Source organism: Brevibacillus brevis (assembly GCF_001039275.2).
Lineage (GTDB): Bacteria > Bacillota > Bacilli > Brevibacillales > Brevibacillaceae > Brevibacillus > Brevibacillus brevis_C.
In genome coordinates this window covers 4687105-4713791 of the sequence record NZ_CP030117.1, presented here as the reverse complement: position 1 = coordinate 4713791, position 26687 = coordinate 4687105, and the positions used below count along the sequence as shown (strand labels likewise).

The window sequence follows — 26687 nt, the reverse complement described above, 5'->3', positions numbered from 1 at the left end:
GTTTGTTTTTGTGGAGGAATCGTTCGTGAAACTGTTTACAAATCGTATCATACACGATATAGTTACCTAGATTGTGAGTATAATGACATATGGTGAGATGACGGAATGAAAAAAATTATACATCTGGATTCGATTGAAAAGAGATTTGCAGATACTGTCGTCGTCCCCTCTTTTTCTCTCTCCATTGAAGAAGGGGAGTTTTTGACGTTACTCGGCCCCAGTGGCTGTGGGAAAACGACACTGCTGCGAATGATTGCTGGCTTTGAGCAGCCAACGACTGGGGAAATTTTCCTTGACGAAAAACCACTCAGCCATGTGCCACCGTATCAGCGCGATATGAACATGGTGTTCCAGCAATATGCTTTGTTTCCACACATGACCGTGGAGCAAAACATCCTGTTTGGTTTGAAAATGAAAAAAGTGAACGCAGCTGAACAACAAAAGCGTTTGGAGGAAGTACTTCAGTACGTCCAACTGACAGAATTGCGGAAGCGCACGCCTAAGCAGCTGTCTGGCGGACAACAGCAACGCGTAGCAATCGCACGGGCGATTATTAACAACCCACGCGTTCTGCTTCTGGACGAGCCTCTAGGTGCTTTGGACTATCAATTGCGAAAAAGCTTGCAGCTCGAACTGAAAAACTTGCAGAAAAACTTAGGGATAACGTTCATTTACGTCACCCATGACCAAGAAGAAGCGATGGCGATGTCCGATCGCATCGCGGTTATGAACAAGGGACGAATTGAACAGATTGCTTCTCCAGCAGAGATTTACAACTCCCCGCAAACCCTGTTTGTGGCTACCTTTATTGGGGAAAACAACATTTTCCGGGAAAACGGAACGAATGCAGCCGTGCGTCCAGAAAAGATCAAGTTGTACCCGGTTGACTCCGACAAGGACAAGCACAAGAAGCTGGGCACTATTGCTGACGCGGTGTTCCTCGGCAATTTGCGCAAGGTATTTATCCGCCTCGAGGGGCAGGATATGACCGTAATGGCACACCAGTACGCAGGTGACGGTCTGGACTGGCAGGTGGGAGATCAAGTGGCCATTGGCTGGGCACAGACGGACGAGGTGATTCTTCCTTGTTAAACAAGAAGCCGGTAAAACTGCTCGCGCTTCCCGCCCTTTTGTGGATGGGTGCGCTTTTCGTCCTGCCTATGCTTATGATCGCCATATTGTCTTTCCTCAAAAGAGGCACGTACGGGCAAGTTGTCTATGAGTTTACGCTGAACAATTACATCCGTATTTTCGATCCGCTGTATGGTCAAATTTTTGGGGATACGCTGGTCGTGGCGGTTCTAACAACGGTATTTTCGATCTTGTGCGGCTATCCCTTAGCGTATTACATTTCACGGCTGGAAAAATCGACGCAGCAAATATGGCTTTTGCTCGTGATGATTCCGTTTTGGATCAACTTCTTGGTCCGATCCTATGCGTGGGTAATCATCCTGCGTTCGCAAGGTGTAATCAATACGTTCCTGCAATCGCTGGGCATTATTTCGGAGCCGCTGCCGCTTTTGTACAATTCGGGTTCTGTCCTGCTCGGGATGGTGTACACACTCTTGCCGTTTATGGTACTGCCGATTTATGTGTCGCTGGAGCAGATGGATCGTCGTAAGCTGGAAGCAGCGTATGACCTGGGTGCAACGCCTTGGAAAGCTTTTTGGCATGTGACTCTGCCGATGACCAAGACAGGTGTCGTCACTGGCTCGATCCTCGTATTTGTTTCATCTATCGGGATGTTCGTCGTTCCGGATGTCATGGGAGGAGCGAAATCGGCTCTGATCGGAAACGTCATTCAAAATCAATTTTTGTCTGCGCGTGACTGGCCGTTTGGTTCTGCCTTGTCCATCGTGCTGATGCTATTGTCCATGCTGTTGATTCTTCTTTATTTCCGCGCTACCAAAGCGAGCGAGACAAAGGAGGGATCAGCATGAAAACATTACGTCGAAACGCACTATCTGGATACTCGTGGCTGATGCTGGTCTTTTTGTATCTGCCAATCTTGATCCTTGTCCTTTATTCGTTCAATGATTCACGGATCAACGCTACGTGGACTGGTTTTACGTGGAAGTGGTACGTTTCTTTGTTTGAAAACAGGCAGGTCATGCAAGCGCTGATGAACAGCTTGACGATTGGGGTTATCAGCAGCGTTATTGCAACGGTTTTGGGTACGGCTGCCGCATTGGCGGTCAAGCATTATTCGATTCGTTGGAGCAACATCTTCAACGGGCTGATGTACTTGCCGATCGTCATCCCGGAGATCATGATGGGGTTGGCTTTGCTCGTGCTGTTTAGCCAGGTACAGATGGAGCTGGGGAAAGTGACCCTGATCCTGGCTCACGTTACGTTTAGCATGCCGTATGTGATGGTCATTATCTCTGGCCGTTTGGCTGATATGGGCAAAGAACTGGAAGAAGCATCTCAAGATTTGGGAGCAACTCCATGGGAGACATTGCGCTATGTGACGCTGCCTCTGATCATGCCAGGGATTATCGCAGGCTTCCTGATGGCGTTTACCCTGTCGCTGGACGATTTCATTATTTCGTTCTTCGTGGCTGGTCCGAATTCGACCACATTACCACTCTATATTTACGGGTTGGTCAAACGAGGCGTCTCGCCAGAAGTGAATGCACTCTCGACACTTTTGATCGTGAGTACAGTCCTTTTGGTTGTGGTAGCCGAGATTTTCCGCCGAAAAGACTCGAAAAATAATCAATCCATCCTTTAGATACATCATGGAGATTTCATAAAAGCAATCCTATAACTGATTTGGAGGTTGAGAGGAAAAAATGAAACGTTTCAAGTCCTTGATGATCGGCGCTTTGACCGCCGTGCTTGCGGTGACTGCTGTAGGCTGCTCATCGTCATCTGAGCAAGAGCAACAAGTATTGAATATTTATAGCTGGGCAGACAACTTTGACCCAGACGTCATCAAAGATTTTGAGCAAAAATTCAACGTCAAGGTTAACTATGATGTATACGGCAGCAACGAAGAAATGCTGGCAAAAATTCAAGCGGGTGCATCCGGCTACGACCTGATTCAACCTTCCGACTACATGGTAGGCACTATGATTCAGTTGGGCCTCCTGGAAGAGTTGAACAAAGCCAATATCCCGAACATGGGCAATATCGTGTCTACGTTCAAGACACCTCCTTTTGACAAAGAAAACAAGTATTCACTCGTATATACATGGGGAATTACCGGGATCGCTTACAACAAGAAATATGTAAAAGAAACCCCGACAAGCTGGAACGATCTGTGGAATGAAGCTTACAAGGGCCGTGTCATCATGCTGAACGACCCGCGTGAGGTTATGGGAATGGCACTGATCAAGAACGGCTTCTCCAATAGCACGACGAACACAGAGGAACTGGAAAAGTCCTTTGCTGATTTGAAAAAGGTAGTACCGAATGTTGTTGCCTTTGATACGGACAACATCAAGCAAAAGATGATTGCTGAGGAAGCATGGATTGGAACGGTATGGTCCGGTGACGCCGCTTTCATTCACGCACAAAATCCAGATGTGGAGTACGTCATTCCGAAAGAGGGCGCAACGATCTGGGCAGACACGCTGGCAATTCCAAAAGGAGCTAAAAACAAGGAAATGGCTGAGAAGTTCATCAACTACCTGATGGACCCAGAGGTCAGTGTGAAAAACTACGAGTCTATCGGCTACAGCAACCCGAACGAAAAAGCGTACCCACTGCACAGTGAAGAATATCGTTCCAACAAGATGGTCTTCCTGGATACAGCAGACATTGCCCGTGCGGAGTGGCTGGTGGATGTAGGAGAAACCTTGCAGCAATACGACCGCTACTGGACTGAAATGAAGAGCGGCAGATAAATAGTGGTAAACGAACCGAGATGGAGTATTTCCGTCTCGGTTTTTTTGTTTTCATTTTGTCTGGGAGCTTACTCTTCGGCTGGAAAGGGAATAGAGCGAGGACATTGGAAAAATAATAAGGGGACACCATATATTGGGGTAAACATAAGATGACAACCAACATGATTTCTGAATCCGTTAGCGAGACGCGAGAAATATTATGGGATCACATGCGAAATCCGCGATTGGTGTTTCGTAACCTTTCTTGTGGGACCAATAGCTTGTTGCTAGCCTACCTACCCTATCTAGTTGATAAGGTAATTCTCCAACAGGCGTTGCTTCCCTATTTGGAAAGGTTACCTGAGGAAAAGCTCGTTCCTGATACGATTTTGGAGAATGTTCCTATTGCTCATGTCACCAAAACTATGGAGTACAGACAAGTCAGCGAGTATCTCGTGAGGGGATGGATTTACCTTCAAATGGAAGGAATGGCGTGGGGGCTTCTTCTCTACGTAGCAAAAATACCGAGTCGTTCTTTGGGAGAGGCTCAGGTCGAAACCCAAATTTTCGGTCCCCAGGTTGCTTTTAGCGAATCATTGGAAACCAACTTAGGGGTTCTACAGGGATATCTGTCGACTGATTTGCTTACCAACGTATCCATTACGATTGGGAAACGTAGCATGACGAATGTGGAAATATGTTATATGGAGGAACTGGCTGCTCCTGAAAATGTTCAAACCGTCATTCAGCGTATAAGCGATCTAGATATAGACGGCGTGATTGACAGTGGAAAATTGGTTCAACTGATTGATGACAATACGTTCTCTATTTTTCCGCAGTTAATCCTAACAGAACGACCTGATCATGTGAGTGAAGCCCTGTTGGAAGGAAAGATTGTCGTGTTTGTGGAGGGGAGCCCATTTGCTATTGTCGGTCCCAGTTCCTTCGTGGACTTTTTCAAGGCCAATGAAGATCTCTATATCCGGTGGCAAATGGCTTCCTTCATTCGATTGTTACGTTTCTCGGCCCTTTTTGTCTCTTTGTTTTTTACAGCTACTTATGTGGCAGCACTTACGTTCCATTATGAAATGATTCCATCTGCTCTCCTTGTATCGCTCGTAAAGTCTCGTTCCAAGGTACCTTTTCCTCCATTATTTGAAGCTTTGCTGCTTGAGATGATTATTGAATTCTTGCGGGAGGCTGGAGCAAGACTTCCTTTCAAAGTTGGGCAAACGATAGGGATCGTCGGCGGTATCGTAATTGGACAGGCAGCCGTTGCAGCGGGTTTTACCAGTAACATCTTGATCATGATTGTGGCACTCAGTGCATTAGCTTCATTTACTTTTCCTTCCTACATGATGAGTACGGCAGTACGTATCCTCCGCTTTCCGATTATCCTGTTAGCTGGGATTTGGGGAGGTTTTGGTATTATGCTTGGCGCGTCTTTTTTATTAATACACATCTTACGTCAATCAAGTCTGGGACGTCCGTTTTTTCTACCCTTCTTTCCTTTTCGCTTGCAGGATTTTAAAAACAGTCTGATCCGGTTTCCTTTTTCCTCTCTCAGCAAGCGTCCGGTTTTGACACGTTCTCCTGACAATACCCGTATGCCTGATGAATTCGAAAAAAGGCCAGTTCAGTAGTTAGGTGTTGAATGTGAATGTCACAGTCCACTTTTCGTCGAAATAGTCATATGGCTATCAGCGTATCGCTCGCGCTATTTATGGTTCATAGCAATCAGGTGGGAATCGGCATAGCGGGGGTACAACGCTTTATTTATGATAGGGTGCAACAAGACGCCTGGATTGCGGTCATACTAGCAGGCATTATGACCCATATAGCTGCGTGGTTCATGCTAAAAATATTAGCGAAATACAAAGACATGGATTTGTATGACATTCATCAATGTGTATTTGGAAAATGGCCAGCACGCGTTCTTAATTTCATCTTTATCGTATATATCATGGGCTCTGCCTTAACGATCTTGAGAGGGTACATCGAGATTATTCAGTCATGGATGTTTCCGGAAGTGCCTTCCTGGTTATTAAATGCCTCCTTGCTTTGCCTGGCCGTTTATGGAGTGACGGGTGGCATTCGGGTGTTGGCTGGCATTAGCTTTTTTTCTGTCGGGTTGACGGTTTGGCAGCTACTGCTCATGGTTTATCCCATGCAATACGCCGATTTTCATTTATTGCAGCCAGTATTTCACCATGACATTGGACAGCTTTTTGACGGTGCGAAGAAGATGTCTTTTTCCATCATCGGATTTGAGATTATTTTGTTCATCTATCCGTTTGTGAAGGAAAAGGAATTGCTATCGCGTTATGTACATGGTGGGTTGTTTATGACCACCTGCTTGTATGTGGTAGTCATGCTAGTTACACTCTTGTACTTTCAAGGGGAACAGCTTAAGCAACTTATCTGGGCGACGCTAATGATGATGAAAATTGTAGAGTTTCCGTTTTTGGAGCGTTTTGAGTTTGTGTCCATCTCACTGTGGATGCTTATCATGCTAGATAATTTGCTGATGAACCTATGGGTAGCCATGCGGGGGCTTCACCATATTAGTGGGCTCAAGGAGAGAATGGCACTTATTGGGATTGTTGGTGTCATGTTTTTTGCTAGCAATTTTTTGGAAACACGTCAGTCGATTAATCTCATCACGGATATTTTCGGTGGTGTCGGCTTCTATATCATTTTTGTTTATCCCATCGTGCTTTATGTAGTAATTCGGCTGTTTCGGAGGGGAGCGGTCCGGACATGAAAAGGTTACGATTGCTTGTTTCCTACTTAGTAGTGGTCGTGTTATTGAACGGCTGTGGGGAGCAGCACGTATTAGAAAAATTGGGACTGGCGGTTGCCGTAGGGTACGATCTTAGTAAAGATGGAAAGCTGCTAGGTACCACGGTATTTTATCAAATTGACCCGGAGGCACGTGAGTTGGTCACTGTGATTTCTGGCACAGCGCATACAAGTAAAGGACTTACCGTTTCACAGAACAGGGAGTCTTCCAAAAAAATTGTAGCCGGTCAAATACGCGTCGTGGTCTATCACGATGAATTAGCACGTAGAGGAATCCTTTCTCTTGTAGAAAACTTAACGCGTGATGCCTCCATTGGTAGCAATGTCTATTTAACGGTAGCCAAAGGACGAGCATATGATATTTTGACACATCGCTATCCCGAGAACAGCAACATTGGAATTTACCTGTATCAAGCCATACGGCAAAACGTCGAAGGAGAGAATATGATCTCCTCGAAACTTCATGAGTACATGAAAGATTATTATGCCGTCGGGAAAGATCCCGTGATGCCTTATATCGAAAGAGTAAAGAATGAATTGCATATTAATCAAATTGGATTATTTCGCGATGAAAAACTGGTGGCAGAGATTACATCAAGGGAGGGGTTTTTCCTCAAGATATTACGGGAGCGTTACAATAAGGGGGAATTGGAAATAAACATTGCCCTCGATAAAAAGCGTCTTTTTACTGTAATTGAACATATCTCAAGCAAAAAGCAAATAAAAGTTCTGGATTTGGAGAAACCAAGATTTTCTGTGAAGGTTAAAATGGCAGCGCAGATTCAGGAAATGGCTGAAAAAATCGATTTATCAAAGCCTGAGCAGTTGAATAAGGTACAAAAAGCAATCGAACTGGCGGTTAAAAAAGAGACGGAACATTTACTGGAGAAGTTCAGAAAGCACGATGTAGACCCGGTAGGATTTGGGGAAATCTACAATATAGCCAGTCAAAAGAGCGGGAAGAAGAAATTGAGTAAAGATGAATGTCGGGAAATCATGAAAAGGGCGAAATTTGATCTAGATGTCGAGATCAAGATTTTACGTACAGGCGTCATTGGATAAAAGGAACAAAAAATACATAGACAAGCGACAATCCGGGGTGAGATAGTGAGGGGGAGGTGAGAAAAAATGGAAAACAGGCAGGCTGTACAAACTGGCTTTCTCGAAGCCAATGGCGCACGTATTTACTATGAAGTAGCAGGGGAAGGCGAACCGCTCTTATTGATCCACGGCTTCAATCTGGATACAAGGCTATGGGATGACCAGATACAAGCATTCGCACAGACGTATAAGGTTGTTCGCTTTGATATCCGCGGGTTCGGTAAAACACTGGCGACTGACGTTCCTTTTACCTTGTATGACGACGTGAAAGCAGTTCTGCTGGGGCTTGGTATTGAAAAAGCGCATGTGGCTGGGCTTTCGTTTGGGGGAATGGTCGCGCAGGAGTTCGCCCTTGCTTATCCGCAGATGGTGAGCAACTTGATTCTCGTCGCATCCGGCTTGTTTGGTCACCCAAGAAGTGAACAAAGGCTACATGATGTGGAACGGTTCAATCAAGTATGTCAGCGCGGCACGACAGAGGAAGCGTTGGAAATGACGACACAAATGTGGTTTGACGGACCTGGTCAGCCGGTAAATGAGCAAGCTCTCGAAGCACGAAACCGCTTTAAAGAAATCAACAGACACGCCTTTTCGTTGCCAGAGTTTGGCGTTGGATTGGAAACGTTATCTCCCTCACCAATCGAGCGTTTGGAAAACATCAAAGCCCCAACACTCGTTCTTGCAGGAGCACGGGATTATCCCGATTTTCTACAGATCGCCGATGTGTTGACTGAACGAATTACAGGCGCACAAAAAGTCATCCTGCCTGACTCAGCCCATATCCCACCGATGGATCAACCAGAGGTATTCAACCAACTCGTCCTGGAATTTCTCGCACAAAGCACGGTAAGATCATCCTAATACAGTTTGAAAAGGCGTGGATCGGAGAGAATTACCGCTCATGCCTTTTTTTGTTTTCAACACTTTGCCACATCAGATAGCCCGATGGAGCCATATAGATTCTCGTACTATTTTGATAGGATTAAGGACGAAATAAGGAAGCAGGTGATAGGGTGACATACAACATCAGACATTATGCGGTTGTGTTTTTGCTCGCCTTCTTACTTGTCCTGACAACGGGTATGACAACTGCTTACGCCCATGCTGGCTTGATGAGCAGCTCACCGCAAGATGGTGAGGTACTGAAGGCGAATCCAGGACAAATATCTGCGCGGTTTACCGAAACATTGGAGCCCGATCTTGTTAACGTGCGTCTATTTGACTGGGATGGCAAGGAAATAAAACTAGAGCGGCCGACATTGCAGCCAGGTGATGCCTCGCAGTTGAATGCGAAACTGCCAAGCGATTTGGCTGAAGGGACGTATTCGGTTATCGTATCTGTCGTTTCCGAGGACGGACATCCGATCGAAGAGAAGCTCACGTTTTCCATCGGACAAAAAAGTGCGGTCGTGGTTCCGCCAAATGAGCAAAAAGCAGATTCAAGCTACTTGATCATGTACCGCTATTTGGCACAAGGAATTATCCTCATAGGTGGGGGCTTTTATCTGGTAGCGTGGGCAGCACAGCGTCATGGCTTGCCTTCCCTTGCCCAGCTCATCGGGATTGGCAGACAAATCGGATGGAGTTTGGCGATCATCGGACTTATATTTTTGTGGTTCTTGTATGACGAATCGTTAACCGCTGTATCACTTACGCAAGCACTATGGCAGATGGACGGGAACTTGCTCAGTCAGTCTCCGTTTGCGATCATGCTGCTGGTGTCCTTTGTACTACTGTTATTGATCGCGATCCCCAATATGGTGTCCGGATGGTATGTGGGAATCTGGGTGATCGTGATTAGCGCACAAGCTTTTGGTGGTCATGCATGGGGCATTGCTCCTGTCTGGCTGTCCATTTTGCTGAGACTGTTGCATGTGTTGACGGTCGCCGTGTGGATGGGGGCACTTGTGTACTTGCTTCTTACAGTCAAAGCGGCTGAACGAGGACAGGAGTCGTTCAAGAGGTTCTTCTTGCAGACAGTTGCTGTGGCGGCGGTGCTTGCCGTCGTGACGGGTGTTGTCATGCTCATCGTGCAGACAGATGTCATGAATATTATCCAGAGTGCAACGGCATGGAGCTATCTGTTATATGGAAAAATAGCAAGTGTTTGCCTCATGCTACTTCTAGCCTTTAGGCAAACCAGACGTTGGCGGACGAAAAATTCCTTGCAGCCCGCTTACTTGCGTTGGGAGATTGTATTCGGGATTATCGCTATTCTGGCTGGACTTTGGATGAGCCAGATCAACTACCCGACAGCTACGACAAATAATCAGGCAGTGATTCAAACAGTTTCAAACTAGGGAGGATTTCATATGATGAAAATGAAAAAATGGATGAGCAGTGTCCTGGTAGCAGGTGCAGTTTTGACGTTGGCGACAGCAGCACAAGCACATGTGAACGTGTATCCGAAAGAGGCTACTACAGGCTCCTATGAAAAATACACGGTGCGTGTCCCAGTAGAAAAAGACGTTAACACAACAAAAGTGAAGCTGGAATTCCCAGCAGGTGTGAAGGTAAATTCCGTACAACCGATTCCGGGCTGGACCTACGAGTTCGAAAAAGATAAAGACGGTGTGAACACAGCGCTTGTGTGGACCGCAACAGAAGGCGGAATTAAGGCACATGAATTCCAAGAGTTTACGTTTGTCGGGGCAAACCCGAAAGAAGAGGGCCAAGTGGCTTGGAAGGCTTATCAGACCTACGCAAATGGCGAGGTTGTGGAATGGACAGGGGACAAGGATTCCAAAACGCCAGCGTCTGTCACTACCATTAAGGCTGGTGTAGGCGAAGCGGGGCATGAGCATGGACAAGAACAAAAGCCGGCAACCGCTCCTGCCGGGGAAGCAGCGAGTGCAGGCAGCAACAATACCTTGCCATTAGTACTTTCTGGTTTGGCGTTGTTGATCTCCATCGTTGGTCTGTTTAGAAAAAAAGCGTAAGTGCTTCATAAAAAAGCTGTGCAGTGTATCCAATCATGCTGCCCAGCTTTTTTCCATTGTGTGGGAATTGAAATGATTTTATAATAGCTATAATTACTTTCGGAGGTGTATATCACATGTTAAAAACACTATGCAGAGCAAGCAAGTACACAGGAAGGAAAAATAAGAGTGGCAGCATGACGCGTACGCATTTTACACAGTAGAGGATTGTAGAGTAACGATCAGTATGTGAAAACGGAACGCGTCATCTGCCTAAAAAAAGGTGGATACTGCTTCCATGTTCATGAATGCGACAAAAGTATATACGATCAAAAGTTTTTTGACTTCCCTGGCCAATACGACCATGTTCACGACCTATGCGCTTTACTATATTGTGACACTTGGCTTTAACCCGTTTGAATTGCTATTGATTGGGACGGTATTGGAGTTATCCGTGTTGGTGTTTGAAGGGATAACAGGTGTAGTGGCGGATACGTACAGTCGCCGTCGCTCCGTCATTATCGGGATGTTTTTGCTGGGAATCGGATTTGCGATGCAGGGGATCGTTCCCGCGCTTGATGCTTGGGTACCATTGATTTCTGTCTTCGGTTTGGTGTTGTTTTCGCAAGTCATCAGTGGTCTCGGGTATACGTTTATCAGTGGAGCGGATACTGCATGGATTGTGGATGAGGTCGGAGAAGAGAAGATCGGTACGATTTTCATGAAGGCCAAGCGCTACTCCTTGATGGGAAATCTGCTCGGGATTGTACTTAGTGTGGCATTGGCAACACTCGCTCCTCATTTGCCTTACCTCATAGGAGGCCTCATGTATCTGGGGCTTGGTGTCTTTCTGATTCTGTTCATGAAGGAGACCGGTTTTGTTCCACGTGAGCGTGGTGCTTCCCACGTGCAGGAAATGATTCAGACGTGGGCTTCTGGGGCCAAAGTGATTCGCAGTCAGCCGATTCTGATGCTGATCTTGTTCGTGACGCTATTTACGGGTGCAGCTTCTGAAGGGTATGACCGTTTGTGGGAAGCGCATTTGATCGCTGAAATTGGCTTTCCAGAGCTCGCTGCTATTTCGATGCCAATGTGGTTCGGGATCATTGCCGCACTCGCAAGCTTACTCGGCCTCATCGTTGTAGGTATTGTCGAAAAAAGGCTGGATGTGAACAATGAGAGGGTTGTCCTTGTGGGCATGTTCATGTTGACGGGGCTCAAAATTGCAGCAATGATTGCGTTTGCCTTTTCCCCTAGCTTTAGCTGGGCGTTAGTAGCATTGCTGTTGATCGGTGTGATCCAGTCATTAAGCAGTCCGCTGTATGATACATGGCTGAATCTGAACATTGAGAGCAGTGTGCGAGCGACGGTTCTGTCGATGATGGGCCAGTCCAATGCGTTGGGACAAACGGCAGGTGGTCCGGCTGTCGGATGGATCGGGACCCGTTTTTCGATTCGCGCTTCGTTGGTTGCGGCGGCCATCTTGTTGGCCCCGATTCTCATTGTGTTCGGACGTGCGCTTAGAAGGCGCTGAGTTGTAACAATCATAGGCATGTGTCCATTTTTAGGGTACATGCCTTTTTTGGCGGATTGGGTTACTCGTTCATTAGTCGGAAAGCTGAGGTAGCAGCTACTGATGTATGTCACAAAAAAGAGATAGGTGTGGAGCATCATATGGAAGATCAATTAACATTGATTAAGGTTTTTGCTGGCACAAGTTCACAGGGAACAGTTTTAGAAGAGCTTCCTGCAGAATACCTAAGCGATCAAAAATTCAAATTATGTGCATCTCCTGGGCTAGCTCTAGGTCTTGCGAAAGGAGATACAATAAAACTCCATCCCAACGGAGATTTTGAATTAATAAAGCATGGTGGAAATTTCTGTATTCAAATTTACAAAGAGCAGCCTATCAAAGAAAAGATAGAAGCAGTTGAAACTATCGTCAAAAAAGAACTTTCAGGCTCTCTAGATGGATTTCATAATGGTTCACTCGCATTTACTGCTCCAATCAGTAATGGATTTAATGCAACCAATCATACGTTCAATAAAATTAGAGACGTACTAGAAGCAGAGTACTATTACTCTAATATTTACAAGAATCCATACGATCTTGAAGATGAAGAGCTAGTTAGTTGGGCTAGCGATCTGGATTAATCGGTTGAAAACGCCAGTTCTTCGGCACTACGTACCATCTCTGGACAGGGGCCTCGAAAAGGAAAACTTGCGAACGGCTGTTCTCTTTTGGTATGATGATCTCAACAACAAGAAGACACATTTTGTGGTGGTGACAGCCTGATGATTCTGGAGTTGAGAAGGTACGCAGCGCGGCAGCAAGCAGTGGAGATCATCTATTTGAAGAAGGATGGAGAGACCAGCAGGCGTACGATCCGTGTGGTGCAAATCGATGTGAACAAAGGGAGCTTGAAAGCATACTGTTATATGAGGAAGGCGTATCGTGTGTTTATGTTGGATAACATTTTGGCGATCGCACCTGTGTCTGGACATTTTGCCGGTTGAAAAGGAATCACTCTCTACGCCCCCAGCCGATTCCAGCCATACTATGTTATACTAAATTAGGTAAACAACTTCAAAAAAGCGGAAGGGCGGGGACAAACAATGGAGTTCTTCATTGTCATCGTCATCATGTTTTTGATCGTAGTATTTGTCTTGGCGTCCAAAGCTGCAAAAGGCGGAAGTGGGCGCTCTCATTCCTCTTCAGACAGTGGGGGCGGAGCCTTCTATGTAGACAGCAACCACAATCACCATCATCGAAATCACGACTCAGGCGATCGCTGGGACAGCTATGACAGCGGAAGCGATAGCGGAAGTGGTGGAGACAGTGGTGGTGGCGGAGATAGCGGAGGAGGCGGCGGCGGGGGAGATTGACGCTGTTGCATTTTGTTTCATTATGGTACAATAACTGGGAAATATGATTCCAAACCTGAATGGTAGGTTTGCTAAAGGAGAGATGTTTTATGGTAGCCATCAAATTTGTTCAGAGTGTCGTAGTCGGGGTCACAGGAATCCTCCTTTCAAGCGAACAGTAATACCGTTCACCAAATGAGGATTCGACTGTGACTGGTTCTGGCTGATAGCCATATATTTAACCAATTGCAGGGGGAATCCGCAGTGAATCAACTAACCAATCAACAAGTATTGCAATCTATGGGCTGGAATGAGTATTTTGCTAACCATTTTGCCCCTTATGCCGAGCAAGGCTACAGTGTGGGACGTATCACACTCGAACATAAACGTATTTATCGTCTGTGGAGTGAGCATGGCGAACTCTTGGGCGAAGTAACGGGTAAGCTTCGCTATGAAGCTATCGGACGAGAAGATTTTCCGGCTGTCGGGGACTGGGTAGTGATCAGTGCTCGTCCAGAGGAAAAGAAAGCCTCCATCCACGGCCTCCTTCCACGTAAAAGCAAGTTCTCCCGCAAAGTAGCCGGGGATACTGTGGAAGAGCAGATTGTGGCCGCTAACGTGGATACCGTTTTTCTCGTGAACTCCTTAAATAATGATTTAAATCTGCGCAGAATAGAACGCTATCTCATTCTTGCGTGGGAAAGTGGAGCCAATCCGGTGATTGTGCTTTCCAAAGCGGATTTGTGTGACGATCTGGATGCATGCATGGCAGAGATAGAATCAGTCGCAATCGGAGTACCTGTTCACGTAGTCAGTGCTGAGCAGGGAGAAGGACTGGATCAACTCGCGCCTTATCTGGGCGAGGGCCAGACGATTGCTTTGATGGGTTCCTCTGGTGTTGGCAAATCCACGTTGATCAATAAATTGAGCGGAGCGGAGATGCAAAAAGTCAGTGGCGTGCGTGAAGGTGATGACCGTGGCCGCCATACGACGACACACCGCGAACTCTTCCGATTGCCAAGTGGTGCTCTGATGATCGATACACCGGGCATGAGGGAGTTGCAGCTTTGGGAGGCAGATGAAGGTTTCCGCGGTGCTTTTGACGATATCGAGTCCGTTGCGGAAACATGCCGTTTCAATGATTGCAAGCATATGCGCGAGCCTGGCTGTGCTGTTCAAGCTGCCATTCAAGCTGGATCATTGGAAAAGGCACGCTTTGACAGTTATCTAAAGCTTCAGCGCGAATTGGCCCATTTGGCACGTAAAGAAGATGCAAGGCTTGCAGCCGCTGAAAGGGATAAATGGAAGAAGATCAACGTTCAGATGCGGCAGAAAAAGCCGAAGAGATAAGTACGAGAGCCCTTGAGAAATCAGGGCTCTTTCCTTTATTTGGACAAGTAAGCGCTTCCTTTTACTTTCAAAAATTAACGCTTGCTCACAACACGGGAGTTATGATAGATTTGGTCAATACTCGTTATTACTCTTCGAAATAAATAGGTAGCTCGTATAATTTTGGGAATAAGGCCCAACCGTTTCTACCAGGTGACCGTAAATCACCTGACTACGAGTGAAAGTGCGTCTAGGGTTCCGTCTCTTTCTTTCCTATTCCAAGAATAGGGTTGGAAGAAAGCTGGTCCGAGCGACGCAGGCACCATGGATGTGTCACACCTAAGGGATAAAAGCCCAGAGGGACAGTTTCACTTGGCGTTGGTTTGTTACGTAGCCCGCTTGTGACACTGTCCGCTCTGGGCTTTCTATATTTCAGCAGGCCACAGGTATAAAAAGTGGCCGGAACCATATCCGAGGAGGAAGAATTGATGAAAGAATTACAAGAGCGCATCGTACAGGACGGCAAGGTACTGTCGGCATCCGTTTTGAAGGTGGATGCGTTTTTGAACCACCAGGTAGATCCACAATTGACGATGAAGATCGGACAGCGCTTTGCCGAGCTGTTCGCTGGTGAAAAAATCACAAAAGTCGTGACGATTGAGGCAAGTGGAATTCATTTCGCTATGGCGACTTCTTTTGCGTTGGGTGTTCCCTTTATTTACGCGAAAAAGAAAAAAGCTGTCACGCTGACAGAGGAAGTATACTCTGCTCCTGTTCATTCCTTTACCCGTCAGGAAACGTATCAAATCAGTGTATCCCGTCAGTATTTGTCCAAAGAAGACCGCGTATTGATTGTCGATGACTTCTTGGCTACGGGAGCTGCTCTGGTGGGGCTTACGAATATTGTCAAAGATGCTGGTGCTCATCTCGTCGGAGTTGGCGCTGTTATTGAAAAAAGCTTCCAGGAAGGCCGCGGTCTTTTGGAGCAAGCTGGCGTGCGAATCGAATCATTGGCACGTATTGAATCAATGTCACCAGAAGGCATTCACTTTATGGAAGAAGAGCCTGCACGCGTATAATCAAAAAATGAATAGGAGGTAAGGGTTCACTCATGCTAGCCAAACATAAGATTGTTACTTTGGGCTTACAGCACATTCTTGCCATGTATGCAGGAGCCGTCGTCGTACCGTTGATTATCGGTGGTGCTTTGAATCTGACTCCTACGCAAATCGCTTATTTGATTGCTGCCGACCTTTTTACATGCGGAATCGCGACGCTCTTGCAAGTCCTTGGCACACGTTATACAGGGATACGCCTTCCTGTTGTGCTAGGCTGTACGTTTACAGCAGTAGGGCCCATTATCGCGATTGCGTCTACGAGTAATCTAGCGACCGCCTATGGTGCCATCATCATATCGGGTATATTCGTTGTCTTGGCAGCTCCACTGTTTGGTAAGCTGCTGCGCTTTTTCCCAACCGTTGTTCAAGGTTCGGTCGTTACGATCATTGGACTGTCGCTCATTCCCGTTGCGATGAACAACGCGGCTGGCGGACAAGGCATGCCGGACTTTGGACAACCGCACAATTTGCTTTTGGCTTTAGGAACGCTGGTTATTATTTTGCTTATTAATCGTTTCTTTACCGGATTTATTCGTGCGATTTCGGTATTGCTCGGCTTGATTGTCGGTACGGCTGTTGCTTACATGATGGGGATGGTCAGCTTTGCGAATGTTGTGGAAGCATCTTGGTTTAGTGTGGTTGAACCGTTTTACTTCGGTACACCACAGTTCAGTATTGTGGCCATTGTTACCATGATTCTCGTCAACATCATCAGCATGGCTGAGTCCACAGGCGTTTACTTTGCGCTTGGTAAAGTGACGGATACAAAAGTAACAGATCAAGATGTAGTCAAAGGATTGCGCGGGGAAGGGGTCGCAATTGTACTTGGTGGCATTTTCAACGCATTCCCTTACACAGCTTTTTCGCAAAACGTTGGTCTGGTTTCCTTGACTGGCATTAAATCGCGTGATGTGATGATTGGTGCCGGTGGAATCCTCGTTGTTCTCGGCTTACTGCCGAAGCTGGCTGCTTTGACAACGGTTATTCCTAACGCGGTATTGGGTGGAGCGATGATTGCCATGTTTGGGATGGTTGTTGCATCTGGTATCAATATTCTCTCGCAGGTTGATCTGAACAAAAACGAAAATCTGCTGATCGCTGCTTGCAGTATCGCTGTTGGACTAGGCTCTGCTGCGGTTCCTACGATGTTTGATCAACTGCCTACGTTGGCAAAAATGATGCTGCAAAATGGTATCGTGACAGGTTCTTTGACAGCCGTCATCTTGAACATCTTGCTGGTTCATACGAATAAAAAAGCATCTCAGACTACTCCAGCAAATGTAACTGTTTCGGAAGCGTCTTAACATCATCAGATAATGAACCGCCATTTCCTGGTTAGACAGGAGGTGGCGGTTTACTTTTATCGTGGCTGCGGTGGAGAGAAGAATATTTCCAGTCTAGGCTCCAGGCTCCGTCCTGCTGGGGGCTGGGACTGTCCGCTCCGAAGGGATTCGCGGGGAAACGCAAAAGTGGTAGCCGCTTCGTAGCGCGAGCACGGTTGCGTTTCTTTTGCCCGCGAATCCCTTCTCCGCTCGGTAGGACTTCACAAGTCGCTACGTCTGGAAATATTCTTCTCTGGCGTAACAGATGAGATTCTTCAATCTTTTAGGGGATTTAAAAATCGGATCAAACGGAAAGCTCGTAGAGGAAACAGGAGAAATAAGCGAAGATCTTTGGGACACCGACCGAGGCGCAATGAAAAAAAGAGAAACAAGCTCTTAGCGTCCACCTCTGAGATGCCTCCTGAATGGACGACTTTGGACGCGGGTTTCGCTTTTTTTCATGGAGTCGGGCAGTCAATCCCACAGCGGGAGGCCCAAGAAGCTGGAGCGTTTTCTCCTGTTTCCTCCCACCACTACAGCTCGAACAAGAGGTTTTTTCCCATCCGTAAAAAAGGCTTCCCCGCAATGACAAGCGTCCAACAGTGCTGGCCAAGTTTTACATACGATGACCATGTAAAACAAACTACCTCCAGAAAGGAAGGGGTGCTATGGCAACCTTTCAGGAAGCGCTCCTGGCCAAGAATCATTTGGTCAAAAGGTGGAAGCGGATGCCGGGCGTAATTGGCATCGGGATTGGCTACGCAAACGGAAAAAACAAAAAAGGCGGCGCCTGCATTGTGATGTATACGGTCAATGCAAGTGCCGCCGTGAAGAAGAGCTGCCCGAGCTGCGTCCTTGTCAAAAGGCAGGTGGCGACAACTCCAACTCATGTATCCGTTCCCGTTCGAACTGTCACCTCTGGACGATGCCATTGTCATCCTGCTGTACGTCCCTCTGCAACGAATTATCGCAGCAGAATCAGACCTGTGATTGCGGGATATAGCATCGGCTACCCAGGAGCGTCCGGAACGGCTGGGTTAATCGTTGCCCGAGGAGGCCAACGGTTCGTGTTGAGCAACAATCACGTCCTGAATCGTAACAATACGAGTGGCTATACCGAGACCATCCAGCCTGGTGGAGCAGACGGCGGCCGTTCAGGAAGAGACCGAATCGGGCGCTTGTATCGCTTTGTTCGGCTTCGGAGAAATGCAGCTAATCGAATGGATGCAGCGATTAGTATCCCTATTTCCAATCGACTCCTTGCCCCTCGTTATGCAACAGTGGGTAGAGTACCAGGAGTGATTCGTTCGTATGGCATCGGGCGCAGATTGAAAAAAGTGGGCCGTTCATCGGGGCTGGCATGGGGAACGGTTGAATCGATCCACACCGATATTGATGTCAGTTACGGGAACTACGGAGGACTGGGGACCATCCGTTTTTTGAATCAGACGGTCATCAGAAGTACAGTTCCCGTCTCCTTGCCTGGAGATTCTGGCTCTGTTTGGCTGACTGCGGGCAACTATGCTGCAGCAGTGAATTTTGCTGGTTCATCCAATGGCAGACTCTCGATTTCGTATCCTGTGATCTGGGCATTGCAAGCGTTTGGCGTCGGAGTAGCAAGATCAGCAGGGAGAACTGGCAAATCAGTTGCCAAAGCCAAAGGAGTCAGGCGAAACAACGCTCGTACTAGACCATTGTCCGCCACTGAGTTAAACCGTGTCCAAACAAAAAAAGCTGCCTCCAAAAGGCAGCGGGGCAAGAAAAAGACGAATAGATAATAGCATTAGGAAACTTCGTTGGCTAACTGATCCAGTACGTGGAGAATGCGTTGTGAGATTTCTTCTAACGTATCAAACGCAGCTTCTGCTTCCTCTAGTTTTCCTTGCTTGACGAGGTGGTAAATTCGCCGAACCGTTTCATGGAACTGTCGATGAGGCGCATCCAATTGCTTGAAAGAGGGCAAGGTGCTCACGGAAGGATTGTTCAGGGCCTCGTCATACCAAATCCCCAAGCGGCATTGATGATGGTCGACGAGTTCTTTTTCATCAATGTGGTGATAGCCAAGCATGAAGTTGTACAGCCACCATCTCCATAAGAGATGGTCGGTTTTGACGATTCGCAAGTAATGCTTAGTCTTTAAGTGGCTCGTTTGCGTGATGCTCAACTTGTGCAGGCTGTTAATGCCGGCGCCAACATCATAGACGTTTTTACCTACATTCGAGACGTGCGAAGAGACCTGCTCCATATTCGTCTGGACTTGCGATATGCGCATCGAAATATCATCGGTGGCAGCAGACTGTTCTTGTGCCAATGCTGCGATATGTCCGGTAGCATGCCCGACAGTCTCAATATTTTGCACAATATCTCCTAATATCCCAATCGCATCACGTGTCTGAATCACTTTATCGTTAAAATGGTCGCTCATGAGAGTGGCCGTTTCTTTTACCTGGACAGCTTCATTCTGGACATTGTTGATTGTGGCTGTAATGCTTTGCACGGATTGCTTGGTCTGTTCGGCGAGCTTCCGTACTTCATCTGCCACGATAGCAAAGCCGCGGCCGTGTTCGTTGGCTCGCGCTGCCTCAATTGACGCATTCAATGCAAGAAGATTGGTTTGATCCGCAATATTGCGTATGACTTGGACGACCTGGGAAACTTCTGCAATGGATGTCATTAGCTGTGAAATTTTTGTTTGCATCTCTTGGAATTCATCTGCCATGGAAAGAAAGCTGGTCAATGACTCTTGGATAATATCCTTGCCCATCGTCGCTTGCTCGATGGTAGTGGAAGCACTCTCTGCGACAGAGACGGCTGATTGAGCCACTTTTTGCACAGATTCGCTTAGTTGCTCGGCAGCAGAGCCCACATTGCCGGCTTCCTCAGTCGTATCCTCAATCGTATCCAGCACATGCTTGAATTTATCGATCTGAATCACTAACTCCAGAACTTCGCCCAGACGATCAATGACTTTGAAATCATTGTCCTCCTGATACGATTGGAGGACGATTTGCGAATCAAGCGTGATGATCTTCATGAGTGCCAACAGGACGGAAGAAAGTTCTTGAGGACGTTTCGAATAGGTGTTGACGATTGCGGGAATCAAATACTCATAGACCCGCAAGTAAGAGCCCGTATACCATTCTGGCGCAAGTCCAATCTTGCTGTGGACCTCTCCGATTTTCTTACGTCCGGCTACATAGGCGTCGTCTAGCTTGGCATGTGGAAGCGATTGCAAATAGTGACGAAAGGATACGGCCAATCGATCAACCGTCGTATGCGTTTCGATGATCTGCATAAGATGGGAGTATTGGCGAAGCATGTGGTAATGACGCTCTGTAATAGCCTCTAGGTGTTCTGTTAAGAGTGGTTCAATTTGTTTCAACCGATCAAGGTCTGTCTGATTCATTTGCAAAAAATGCACTTTTCCTTGTAGCTGATCGGGCATTTGGACATCGCTTTTTTGAATTGAGGCGGTAACAGTTTGAGCGCCACGCTTACCAAACATAAAATCCCTCCAAATTTTTACGAAAAACGGGCCTATTCATTAAAGGAATAGGCCATAAGTGCTTTATAGATTATAGCATTTACGAATGGAGTTGAATCTTTGGAACTATTGTGATTTTGTGAAAAGTATATTAAGAAATGGGCAACACCATCGATTATTCAAAAAAGGTCATGTGATGCTTTTCGTCCCGGTAATAGGTGAGACGGTCCTGGAGAGTGCCTGTATGTAATTCGAACTTATGTCCATCAGGGTCGGTGAAATAAATGGAGCGTTTATCTCGCTCCGAACGATCCCGTCCATGCAAAATGGTAACGCCATGCTTTTCCAAATGAGCACACCACTCATCAAATGACTCTTCTGTGATAGTGAAGGCCATGTGTGTATAGGAGTGAGCAATTTCATTGCGAGGGATGTCTGGTTCCTCATTCAGCGCTAACCAATAGCCATTCAGGTCAAAGTAAGCCAGCTTGCGACCTCGTACAAGTGGTTTGGCATGCAGTATATCCCGGTAAAAACAAAAAGATTTCTCCAGATCAGAGACAGAGAAAAGCAAATGATTCAATCCTTGAAGTTGCGGCAATACGTCCCCCACCTTTTTAGCAATAATCTTCAACTATTGCTATTGTATGGGGAAAACAGGCAAACCACCAGTATAGTGCGGGTCTGCCTGCATTTCGTTTAGGATTTGCTTTGTTGAGCTTGCGCTTGGGATTGCAGCGTGGATTGGACTTGGGATACCATCGTTTGGGCTTGGGCAATTTCCTGAGACGCTTGCTTCAGGGCTTCTTCGGCGAGCTGTGGATTCGCTGCAGATTGCTCGATCGCTTGCGTAATCATATTTTTTGCCAGCGTAGTGGCTACCTCTGCTTTTTTAAGCGAGTCGGTGTTAATTTGGCTCGGCATGATATACCTCCTGCGGGTTTTGATAATGGGAACACCGTATTAATTTGCCCCGCACGCTACGGTTTATGTATGCGGATACGCGTCCAACCGTTTTTCTCCCGCGATGCATAGTCTGACAGGGGGAGGGACGTTATATGAAAAAGCAATGGGTGCAAGTCATTCGATTGGCAGAGCAAGCGTTCTTTACGATTATCTTTTCGGCCCATAAGCGGGTGGGGGATCGCGGAATCCTTTTGCCAAAGCGGTTTCATTCCAAATTGAAAATTCGCCGTTTCTTGCAAAAATTCATGACTCCTTGTCTGGCAAATCGAGTGATCGGCAATCTTGATTTGCGGCGAATAAACGGACGACTCGCGATTCCTGTAGGTGATACGATAGGGGCACCGCCAATTGTAAAATCAAAGGTCCTGTCTTCGGGTAGCAGATGTGCGACGCTTGTGGTATGGTTTGCCTTCGATCCAAGTGATCGATTTTTCCGTGTGTACCAGTTGAAAAAGCTTCCGAATGGGCGTTGGATCGTTGTCGGACGTCATCCGCTGGACTATCCGTTTAACCTTCCGCAGGATTTCCTGAAACGACAAATACCCTGTGGAAAAATCTGTACACCATGTAGAGAGAAGTTAAAAACTAGGAAAAAATGACTATATTCCAAAAAAATCCGGTATTGCTATTGGTTCAATTTGCCTGTATAGTATGTAAGTGTTGCAATACTTATCGGAAATTGTCGAATGAGAGAAGCTCCGATATGGCTGGCAATCGGGAAGTAGCTCAGCTTGGTAGAGTACTTGGCTTGGGACCAAGGGGTCGCAGGTTCGAATCCTGTCTTCCCGACCATGTTTTCATTTGAATAGGCCGGTATGGCGGAATTGGCAGACGCGCGCGACTCAAAATCGTGAGGGAAACCGTGGGGGTTCAAGTCCCTCTACCGGCACCAGCAATCTATACATATGGTTTTCGTTATAAGGTGGGGAACAGTGAGTAGGCCTGTTTCTCACTTTTTTTTATTCGGTTTACGAAGTATCGACTGGATGGAGATACTCTCACTTATGTGTATACGGGTCCTTCATACACCTATGAATTCAATTTTCATTTATCTAAAAAACTCAATACACGTCCATTAACGTATTCTGGCTGTTCCATCGACAAAACGTGGCCAGCATTATTTACGATTTCCGCTTCGATACCGGGAACAAAAGACAAAGCACGATGTAAGGCAGATTGCGGGTCATAAATGACTTCGTACTCGCTCAGTAATAAGAGAATCGGAACTTTTACTGATTTTAATTCGTCGTCAGTAAAAACATATGGGAATCCATCAGCTTTAGGTTTTTGATTTCTTAATTCATCCTGCCACATAATGCCTGCATGAAACTGCTTTGCAAAATTTGGATGTAATACGTAACGATCCCCCATCATCCATTTTAAAAAATTCTCAACTCCGTTAGGTACAAAAAGGCCAAGTGCGTATTTGTAGAAATTTGGATGAAATGATACGAAAGTTTCCGCAGGACTAAGTAAAACTGCCTTTTCTACTCTCTCGGCCGCACGCAAAACAAAATTCATAACATGAAGCCCACCAAGCGAAAGTCCAAGCAAGTAAGCTTTTTTGATACCCAGATTATCAAACACTTCAAGAAGCCAATCGGCGTAACCCGTTCTCGTACCGTTTAAATCCACAGGGATACTTTTGTTCTTATCACCCATGATATCAATTGCATATGTTCGGTATTCGCTGCTCCAATCAGCAATGTTTGGATACCACATGGTGGAACTAAACATTGCTCCGTGCAGCAATACGAGTGGTGGTGCATTCTTTGGTCCACTTGCAATAATATGCGTTTGACCGAAACGGGTAGATACATAAAATGTTTCGTAATGAACTGGCCAAAGAGCAAGGCTTTCTTCATAGGTTTGATAATAGTGATTGCCGCTATCACTTAGTGATGGAACGATCGGTACATGGTTAGACATACAAATCTTCCTTCCGATTCTGTTTATATGGATTGGGAAATACGTGAGGGAAATCTGACTTGCGCTTGAAACAGACCACAAGAACAATATAGTACAGTATTTTTATAACGTCAATTATTCTATGTGTGACAATGGAATTGTTGGATTGTAACAGGTTTTTAAAGACAATATAACAGCGTATACTTTCTTAGCACACAAAGATTTTTTACGATTCCTATCTGCTGTCTTTTCCTTTTGTACCTGCTACAATAACGTAGTATAGAAGGAAAAGGAGGCGAGAACGTTGAGACTTGCAGGAAAACAAGTGGTTTGTTTCGTTGAAAGTGAATTTGAGGATCTCGAGCTCTGGTATCCGGTGATGAGATTGAGAGAGGAAGGTGCTACCGTCCATTTCGTCGGCCCGAAGGCGAATCACGTCTACATAGGGAAGTACGGTGTACCGTGTGAGGCTGACAAAGCGATGGCAGAGGTCAATCCTGCCGACTATGCAGGCGTACTCGTTCCAGGAGGATGGGCACCTGACAAGCTGCGCCGCTATCCGGAAGTGCTGTCGTTTGTGGTTGCGATGCACGAGGCGAAAAAACCGATTGGACATATTTGCCATGCGGGGTGGGTGCTTGCTTCTGCAAAAATTCTACGCGGGGTAACCACGACATCGACGCCAGGCATTAAAGATGATATGGAGAATGCAGGCGCGATTTGGGTCGATGAAGAGGTTGTGGTAGACGGTCACATTGTTGGGTCCCGTAGACCGCCTGATCTACCTGCGTACGCCAAAGCGTTTGCTGATTTGCTGGCACAACAATAGGGAAAATAATAGTGGGCTTGCTCGGGTAAACGGGCAAGTCCTATCATAAAAGAAAGAATTTTCATTCTAGTAGGAGGATGATCAGGTGTTCAAAAATCGGGATCAAGTCCCACCAGGAAATGAAATGATGGCTAGCAACGCACATCTACCTGAAAATAAGCTTTTCCCACCCAATTCCCACCGAAATATGCCACCCGTTTTACAACTCGCCAAAAAAGTAGGAAACAAGGCAATGACGAAGCTTCTGCAAAATCAAAGGCAACCTTCCATGCCTGTCATCCAAAGGAAACTCGATCCAGACAGTCTCAATAAAATGAAAGCGGACAAGCCAGATAGATACGGAAAAAAGGATTTCGAAAATGCCGTTGGAGATGACGGGAAATTTACGGATGTGAAAGCGGATAAAGGGCTCCCTACCTTTTGGGGACTGCTAAAGGAAGTGTACGGGGAAGAAAATTTGAATTCATCCATTTTCCATTTTACAAAAGAATTGGGAGATACATGCGATCGACCCCATTCTGTTACCGCTGATATCACAAAAAACGGCTGGAATTCTGAACGTGACCCGTCTGGGCTAGTACCGGCTATCGGGAATCTTGGTTATGAAGAATCGCTCATACGTGATGGGAATGATAAGCACCGAGTGGCCAGTTATAATGGGGGCCATTTGGTAGGCTATCAGATTCTGCGGGGAGAACAAGCAGACCAGCAATGGAATGTTGCTCCACAAGATAAGAAAAATAATCAGGAATCTTATAATAATACCATCGAGGTTATGCTGCGTGGGGCAAGGGTTGGAACAAAGTATGAGTACACCGTTGAATTGCAATACGATCAATATAACTTTTCCGTGGATCAGGATCAATTGAAGAAACGGGGCATATTGAAAGAAATCGACTCGGATAAACCTTGGGAAATTCAGCTTCCTGTAAGAATTCCGTTTAAATGGGATGCGAAAGCGTTGATGATCAATGATGGGCAATTTGGTTCTCCAACAAACGGGACAGCTTCTTATGATCAATATTCGCAAACCATGGACGAAACGAATTTGGATTCTGCAAAAGCAGAGACCACTGCTAGATACAATCTATGGCTAGCAGATGAGAAAGACGACAAGTCCCTTTTTGACAAAGATTCCGAAGAGTTTAATGATCTTCACTGGGTGAAAAATATTCACTTTTCCATGCATCAAGCACTGCCGACTGATCGAAAAAAGAATAAGAATCCGATCGATTGGAAGGGAGAGGAAGGCAAGAAAACAGCCTTCTATGGTGATGTTCGAAAAGGACGGGCTGCAAACTCTGCGAGCAGTTTAGAAAAGGCAGAAAAAATGCTGGAGCAAAACAAACACCTGATCCATGATATTGAAGCCATTGAAGACGTAAAACAACCAGAAGAATTTGAGCTGCTTCCTAAAAGAGAAATCAATAGGCAGATTGGGGATACAAAAAAAGGATTCTTTATCACCCGATTACATAATTGTCAGATCAAAAACGAATATCAGAAGCTGCGTGATGCGAATGAAGAATGGTTAGAGTTGTTTTCCGTTCAACGTGAAGAATTGAAAATCTTAGAGTTGGGAAAGGAAACATGGAACGAACTAACCACGAAAATTAATAAAGAGGCAAGTCCGGTACAGATTGAAGAGTATATCCTATCGCTAATGGAACTGAAACGGACCCTCTTAAAAATAAAAGATCACCGAGAAAGTAGACGGTTATACAAGCAAGTCGTAGATACAAACTATCCTGTATATAAAGAGAAATTTGAAGATTGCATGAGTAAATCGATAATAGAATATCGGAGATTGGTAGGTCTGAAAGCGAGGGTTGACGAGCTTAGAGTTGAAGAGGAGAGTTTGGATAAACAAATAAAAGGCCCCAAAAAGAAATTGAAAAGAGATGATCAAGAAAATAAAAAGATACAAGCAAAAGAACGCATGGAAGTACTCTTGAAAGAATTAGAAATTCTAGAAAATGAAATCCAAGGACTCGAAAATCTGCAAAATAGTTATAGTCGTGTAACGTATGAAGTTTTTTTTAATGGCAAGTGAAATAAGCAAGGGCTGGCTCGTTATGCTGAGTAGGCCCTTGCTTTTTATGTTGAGAACGCTTTTGCTACGAATTGGAGTTATTCCGTTTCTTCCAAGGCGGATCGCCTAACTCATGAATTTTGTTATTGATTTTAAAAAAAAGATAGGGAATCAAAAACGCCA

25 protein-coding genes, 2 tRNA genes and 1 riboswitch are annotated in these 26687 nt (G+C 46.0%); of the genes, 23 read left to right on the top strand and 4 right to left on the bottom strand.

The annotated features are described in order from the left end of the window. Positions 1-105: 105 nt before the first annotated feature. From AB432_RS22800 to AB432_RS22715, 18 genes are all read left to right on the top strand, one after another. Positions 106-1092 carry an ABC transporter ATP-binding protein gene (locus tag AB432_RS22800; protein WP_016743157.1) on the top strand — a complete coding sequence of 329 codons (987 nt, stop codon included), beginning with the start codon at positions 106-108 and terminating at the stop codon, positions 1090-1092. A 44-nt stretch (positions 1093-1136) separates the two neighbouring features. Then, complete coding sequence (locus AB432_RS22795; protein WP_048035925.1) at positions 1137-1940, top strand: ABC transporter permease; 804 nt, start codon at positions 1137-1139, stop codon at positions 1938-1940. Continuing rightward, positions 1937-2734, top strand: a complete 798-nt coding sequence (locus tag AB432_RS22790) for an ABC transporter permease (protein WP_048034220.1) — start codon at positions 1937-1939, stop codon at positions 2732-2734. Before AB432_RS22795 ends, AB432_RS22790 begins: the two co-directional genes overlap by 4 nt. A gap of 61 nt (positions 2735-2795) precedes the next feature. Next, positions 2796-3851 (top strand): ABC transporter substrate-binding protein, encoded by a 1056-nt coding sequence (locus AB432_RS22785; RefSeq protein WP_048034219.1) that lies wholly within the window; start codon positions 2796-2798, stop codon positions 3849-3851. A 149-nt stretch (positions 3852-4000) separates the two neighbouring features. Further along, entirely contained in the window at positions 4001-5473 is a 1473-nt protein-coding gene (locus tag AB432_RS22780; protein ID WP_048034218.1) for a spore germination protein, read from the top strand. Positions 5474-5490: 17 nt separating this feature from the next. Next, the gene (locus AB432_RS22775) at positions 5491-6594 is read left to right on the top strand and encodes a GerAB/ArcD/ProY family transporter (protein ID WP_053079615.1); all 1104 of its coding nucleotides are present in this window, start codon (positions 5491-5493) and stop codon (positions 6592-6594) included. Next, positions 6591-7694, top strand: coding sequence for a Ger(x)C family spore germination protein (locus AB432_RS22770; protein WP_048034217.1), 1104 nt, complete (start codon positions 6591-6593; stop codon positions 7692-7694). Before AB432_RS22775 ends, AB432_RS22770 begins: the two co-directional genes overlap by 4 nt. A 66-nt stretch (positions 7695-7760) precedes the next feature. Beyond that, complete coding sequence (locus AB432_RS22765; RefSeq protein WP_048034216.1) at positions 7761-8594, top strand: alpha/beta fold hydrolase; 834 nt, start codon at positions 7761-7763, stop codon at positions 8592-8594. Positions 8595-8746: 152 nt separating this feature from the next. Further along, complete coding sequence (locus AB432_RS22760; protein WP_048034215.1) at positions 8747-10033, top strand: copper resistance CopC/CopD family protein; 1287 nt, start codon at positions 8747-8749, stop codon at positions 10031-10033. A gap of 15 nt (positions 10034-10048) precedes the next feature. Next, positions 10049-10672 carry a YcnI family copper-binding membrane protein gene (locus AB432_RS22755; protein ID WP_047071547.1) on the top strand — a complete coding sequence of 208 codons (624 nt, stop codon included), beginning with the start codon at positions 10049-10051 and terminating at the stop codon, positions 10670-10672. A gap of 277 nt (positions 10673-10949) precedes the next feature. Continuing rightward, complete coding sequence (locus tag AB432_RS22750; RefSeq protein ID WP_048034214.1) at positions 10950-12185, top strand: MFS transporter; 1236 nt, start codon at positions 10950-10952, stop codon at positions 12183-12185. Between the two features lie 140 nt (positions 12186-12325). Further along, positions 12326-12805: a DUF4265 domain-containing protein gene (locus tag AB432_RS22745; RefSeq protein WP_048035923.1), complete on the top strand. Its 480-nt coding sequence runs from the start codon at positions 12326-12328 to the stop codon at positions 12803-12805. Between the two features lie 141 nt (positions 12806-12946). After that, positions 12947-13168 carry a WYL domain-containing protein gene (locus AB432_RS22740; protein WP_048034213.1) on the top strand — a complete coding sequence of 74 codons (222 nt, stop codon included), beginning with the start codon at positions 12947-12949 and terminating at the stop codon, positions 13166-13168. A 99-nt stretch (positions 13169-13267) separates the two neighbouring features. Next, on the top strand, positions 13268-13537 hold the full coding sequence (locus AB432_RS22735) for a hypothetical protein (protein WP_048034212.1): 270 nt from the start codon (positions 13268-13270) through the stop codon (positions 13535-13537). A 243-nt stretch (positions 13538-13780) separates the two neighbouring features. Continuing rightward, positions 13781-14866: a ribosome small subunit-dependent GTPase A gene (gene rsgA, locus AB432_RS22730; RefSeq protein ID WP_082195982.1), complete on the top strand. Its 1086-nt coding sequence runs from the start codon at positions 13781-13783 to the stop codon at positions 14864-14866. Between the two features lie 132 nt (positions 14867-14998). Beyond that, a riboswitch (purine riboswitch) is annotated at positions 14999-15100 on the top strand. Positions 15101-15333: 233 nt separating this feature from the next. Then, entirely contained in the window at positions 15334-15924 is a 591-nt protein-coding gene (locus AB432_RS22725; RefSeq protein ID WP_048034211.1) for a xanthine phosphoribosyltransferase, read from the top strand. A gap of 32 nt (positions 15925-15956) precedes the next feature. After that, positions 15957-17267 (top strand): nucleobase:cation symporter-2 family protein, encoded by a 1311-nt coding sequence (locus AB432_RS22720; protein ID WP_048034210.1) that lies wholly within the window; start codon positions 15957-15959, stop codon positions 17265-17267. A gap of 686 nt (positions 17268-17953) precedes the next feature. After that, entirely contained in the window at positions 17954-19063 is a 1110-nt protein-coding gene (locus AB432_RS22715; RefSeq protein WP_048034209.1) for a chymotrypsin family serine protease, read from the top strand. A 5-nt stretch (positions 19064-19068) separates the two neighbouring features. Here the strand turns inward: AB432_RS22715 and AB432_RS22710 are convergent, their stop codons facing one another. From AB432_RS22710 to AB432_RS22700, 3 genes are all read right to left on the bottom strand, one after another. Beyond that, entirely contained in the window at positions 19069-20790 is a 1722-nt protein-coding gene (locus AB432_RS22710; RefSeq protein WP_048034208.1) for a protoglobin domain-containing protein, read from the bottom strand. Between the two features lie 154 nt (positions 20791-20944). Next, a complete protein-coding gene (fosB, locus tag AB432_RS22705; protein ID WP_048034207.1) occupies positions 20945-21370 on the bottom strand; it encodes a metallothiol transferase FosB in 426 nt (141 codons plus the stop codon). A gap of 98 nt (positions 21371-21468) precedes the next feature. Continuing rightward, entirely contained in the window at positions 21469-21693 is a 225-nt protein-coding gene (locus tag AB432_RS22700) for a hypothetical protein (RefSeq protein WP_048034206.1), read from the bottom strand. Positions 21694-21827: 134 nt separating this feature from the next. On the opposite strand from AB432_RS22700, the gene AB432_RS22695 reads away from it, so the two are divergent. The 3 genes from AB432_RS22695 to AB432_RS22685 all read left to right on the top strand — a co-directional run bounded on the left by AB432_RS22695 (position 21828) and on the right by AB432_RS22685 (position 22627). Beyond that, positions 21828-22334, top strand: a complete 507-nt coding sequence (locus tag AB432_RS22695) for a hypothetical protein (RefSeq protein ID WP_048034205.1) — start codon at positions 21828-21830, stop codon at positions 22332-22334. Positions 22335-22450: 116 nt separating this feature from the next. Continuing rightward, positions 22451-22527, top strand: a tRNA-Pro gene (locus tag AB432_RS22690). Between the two features lie 17 nt (positions 22528-22544). Next, positions 22545-22627, top strand: a tRNA-Leu gene (locus AB432_RS22685). A gap of 152 nt (positions 22628-22779) precedes the next feature. Here AB432_RS22685 and AB432_RS22680 read toward each other — a convergent pair. Beyond that, positions 22780-23664 (bottom strand): carboxylesterase, encoded by an 885-nt coding sequence (locus AB432_RS22680; RefSeq protein WP_048034204.1) that lies wholly within the window; start codon positions 23662-23664, stop codon positions 22780-22782. A 283-nt stretch (positions 23665-23947) separates the two neighbouring features. On the opposite strand from AB432_RS22680, the gene AB432_RS22675 reads away from it, so the two are divergent. Beyond that, complete coding sequence (locus AB432_RS22675) at positions 23948-24472, top strand: type 1 glutamine amidotransferase domain-containing protein (protein ID WP_017250689.1); 525 nt, start codon at positions 23948-23950, stop codon at positions 24470-24472. A gap of 85 nt (positions 24473-24557) precedes the next feature. After that, positions 24558-26525, top strand: coding sequence for a coiled-coil domain-containing protein (locus AB432_RS22670; RefSeq protein WP_048034203.1), 1968 nt, complete (start codon positions 24558-24560; stop codon positions 26523-26525). The last annotated feature ends 162 nt before the right edge of the window (positions 26526-26687 follow it).

Bases quoted from the DNA above. Each gene is read 5' to 3' on its own strand.
- AB432_RS22785 (WP_048034219.1), top strand. From the start codon at position 2,796: ATGAAACGTTTCAAGTCCTTGATGATCGGCGCTTTGACCGCCGTGCTT.
- AB432_RS22720 (WP_048034210.1), top strand. From the start codon at position 15,957: ATGCTAGCCAAACATAAGATTGTTACTTTGGGCTTACAGCACATTCTT.
- AB432_RS22715 (WP_048034209.1), top strand. From the start codon at position 17,954: ATGGCAACCTTTCAGGAAGCGCTCCTGGCCAAGAATCATTTGGTCAAA.
- AB432_RS22800 (WP_016743157.1), top strand. From the start codon at position 106: ATGAAAAAAATTATACATCTGGATTCGATTGAAAAGAGATTTGCAGAT.
- AB432_RS22710 (WP_048034208.1), bottom strand. From the start codon at position 20,790: ATGTTTGGTAAGCGTGGCGCTCAAACTGTTACCGCCTCAATTCAAAAA.
- AB432_RS22700 (WP_048034206.1), bottom strand. From the start codon at position 21,693: ATGCCGAGCCAAATTAACACCGACTCGCTTAAAAAAGCAGAGGTAGCC.
- AB432_RS22790 (WP_048034220.1), top strand. From the start codon at position 1,937: ATGAAAACATTACGTCGAAACGCACTATCTGGATACTCGTGGCTGATG.
- AB432_RS22780 (WP_048034218.1), top strand. From the start codon at position 4,001: ATGACAACCAACATGATTTCTGAATCCGTTAGCGAGACGCGAGAAATA.
- AB432_RS22755 (WP_047071547.1), top strand. From the start codon at position 10,049: ATGAAAATGAAAAAATGGATGAGCAGTGTCCTGGTAGCAGGTGCAGTT.
- AB432_RS22750 (WP_048034214.1), top strand. From the start codon at position 10,950: ATGTTCATGAATGCGACAAAAGTATATACGATCAAAAGTTTTTTGACT.
- AB432_RS22775 (WP_053079615.1), top strand. From the start codon at position 5,491: ATGTCACAGTCCACTTTTCGTCGAAATAGTCATATGGCTATCAGCGTA.
- AB432_RS22680 (WP_048034204.1), bottom strand. From the start codon at position 23,664: ATGTCTAACCATGTACCGATCGTTCCATCACTAAGTGATAGCGGCAAT.
- AB432_RS22770 (WP_048034217.1), top strand. From the start codon at position 6,591: ATGAAAAGGTTACGATTGCTTGTTTCCTACTTAGTAGTGGTCGTGTTA.
- AB432_RS22740 (WP_048034213.1), top strand. From the start codon at position 12,947: ATGATTCTGGAGTTGAGAAGGTACGCAGCGCGGCAGCAAGCAGTGGAG.
- AB432_RS22695 (WP_048034205.1), top strand. From the start codon at position 21,828: ATGAAAAAGCAATGGGTGCAAGTCATTCGATTGGCAGAGCAAGCGTTC.
- AB432_RS22735 (WP_048034212.1), top strand. From the start codon at position 13,268: ATGGAGTTCTTCATTGTCATCGTCATCATGTTTTTGATCGTAGTATTT.
- AB432_RS22795 (WP_048035925.1), top strand. From the start codon at position 1,137: ATGGGTGCGCTTTTCGTCCTGCCTATGCTTATGATCGCCATATTGTCT.
- AB432_RS22765 (WP_048034216.1), top strand. From the start codon at position 7,761: ATGGAAAACAGGCAGGCTGTACAAACTGGCTTTCTCGAAGCCAATGGC.
- AB432_RS22745 (WP_048035923.1), top strand. From the start codon at position 12,326: ATGGAAGATCAATTAACATTGATTAAGGTTTTTGCTGGCACAAGTTCA.
- AB432_RS22725 (WP_048034211.1), top strand. From the start codon at position 15,334: ATGAAAGAATTACAAGAGCGCATCGTACAGGACGGCAAGGTACTGTCG.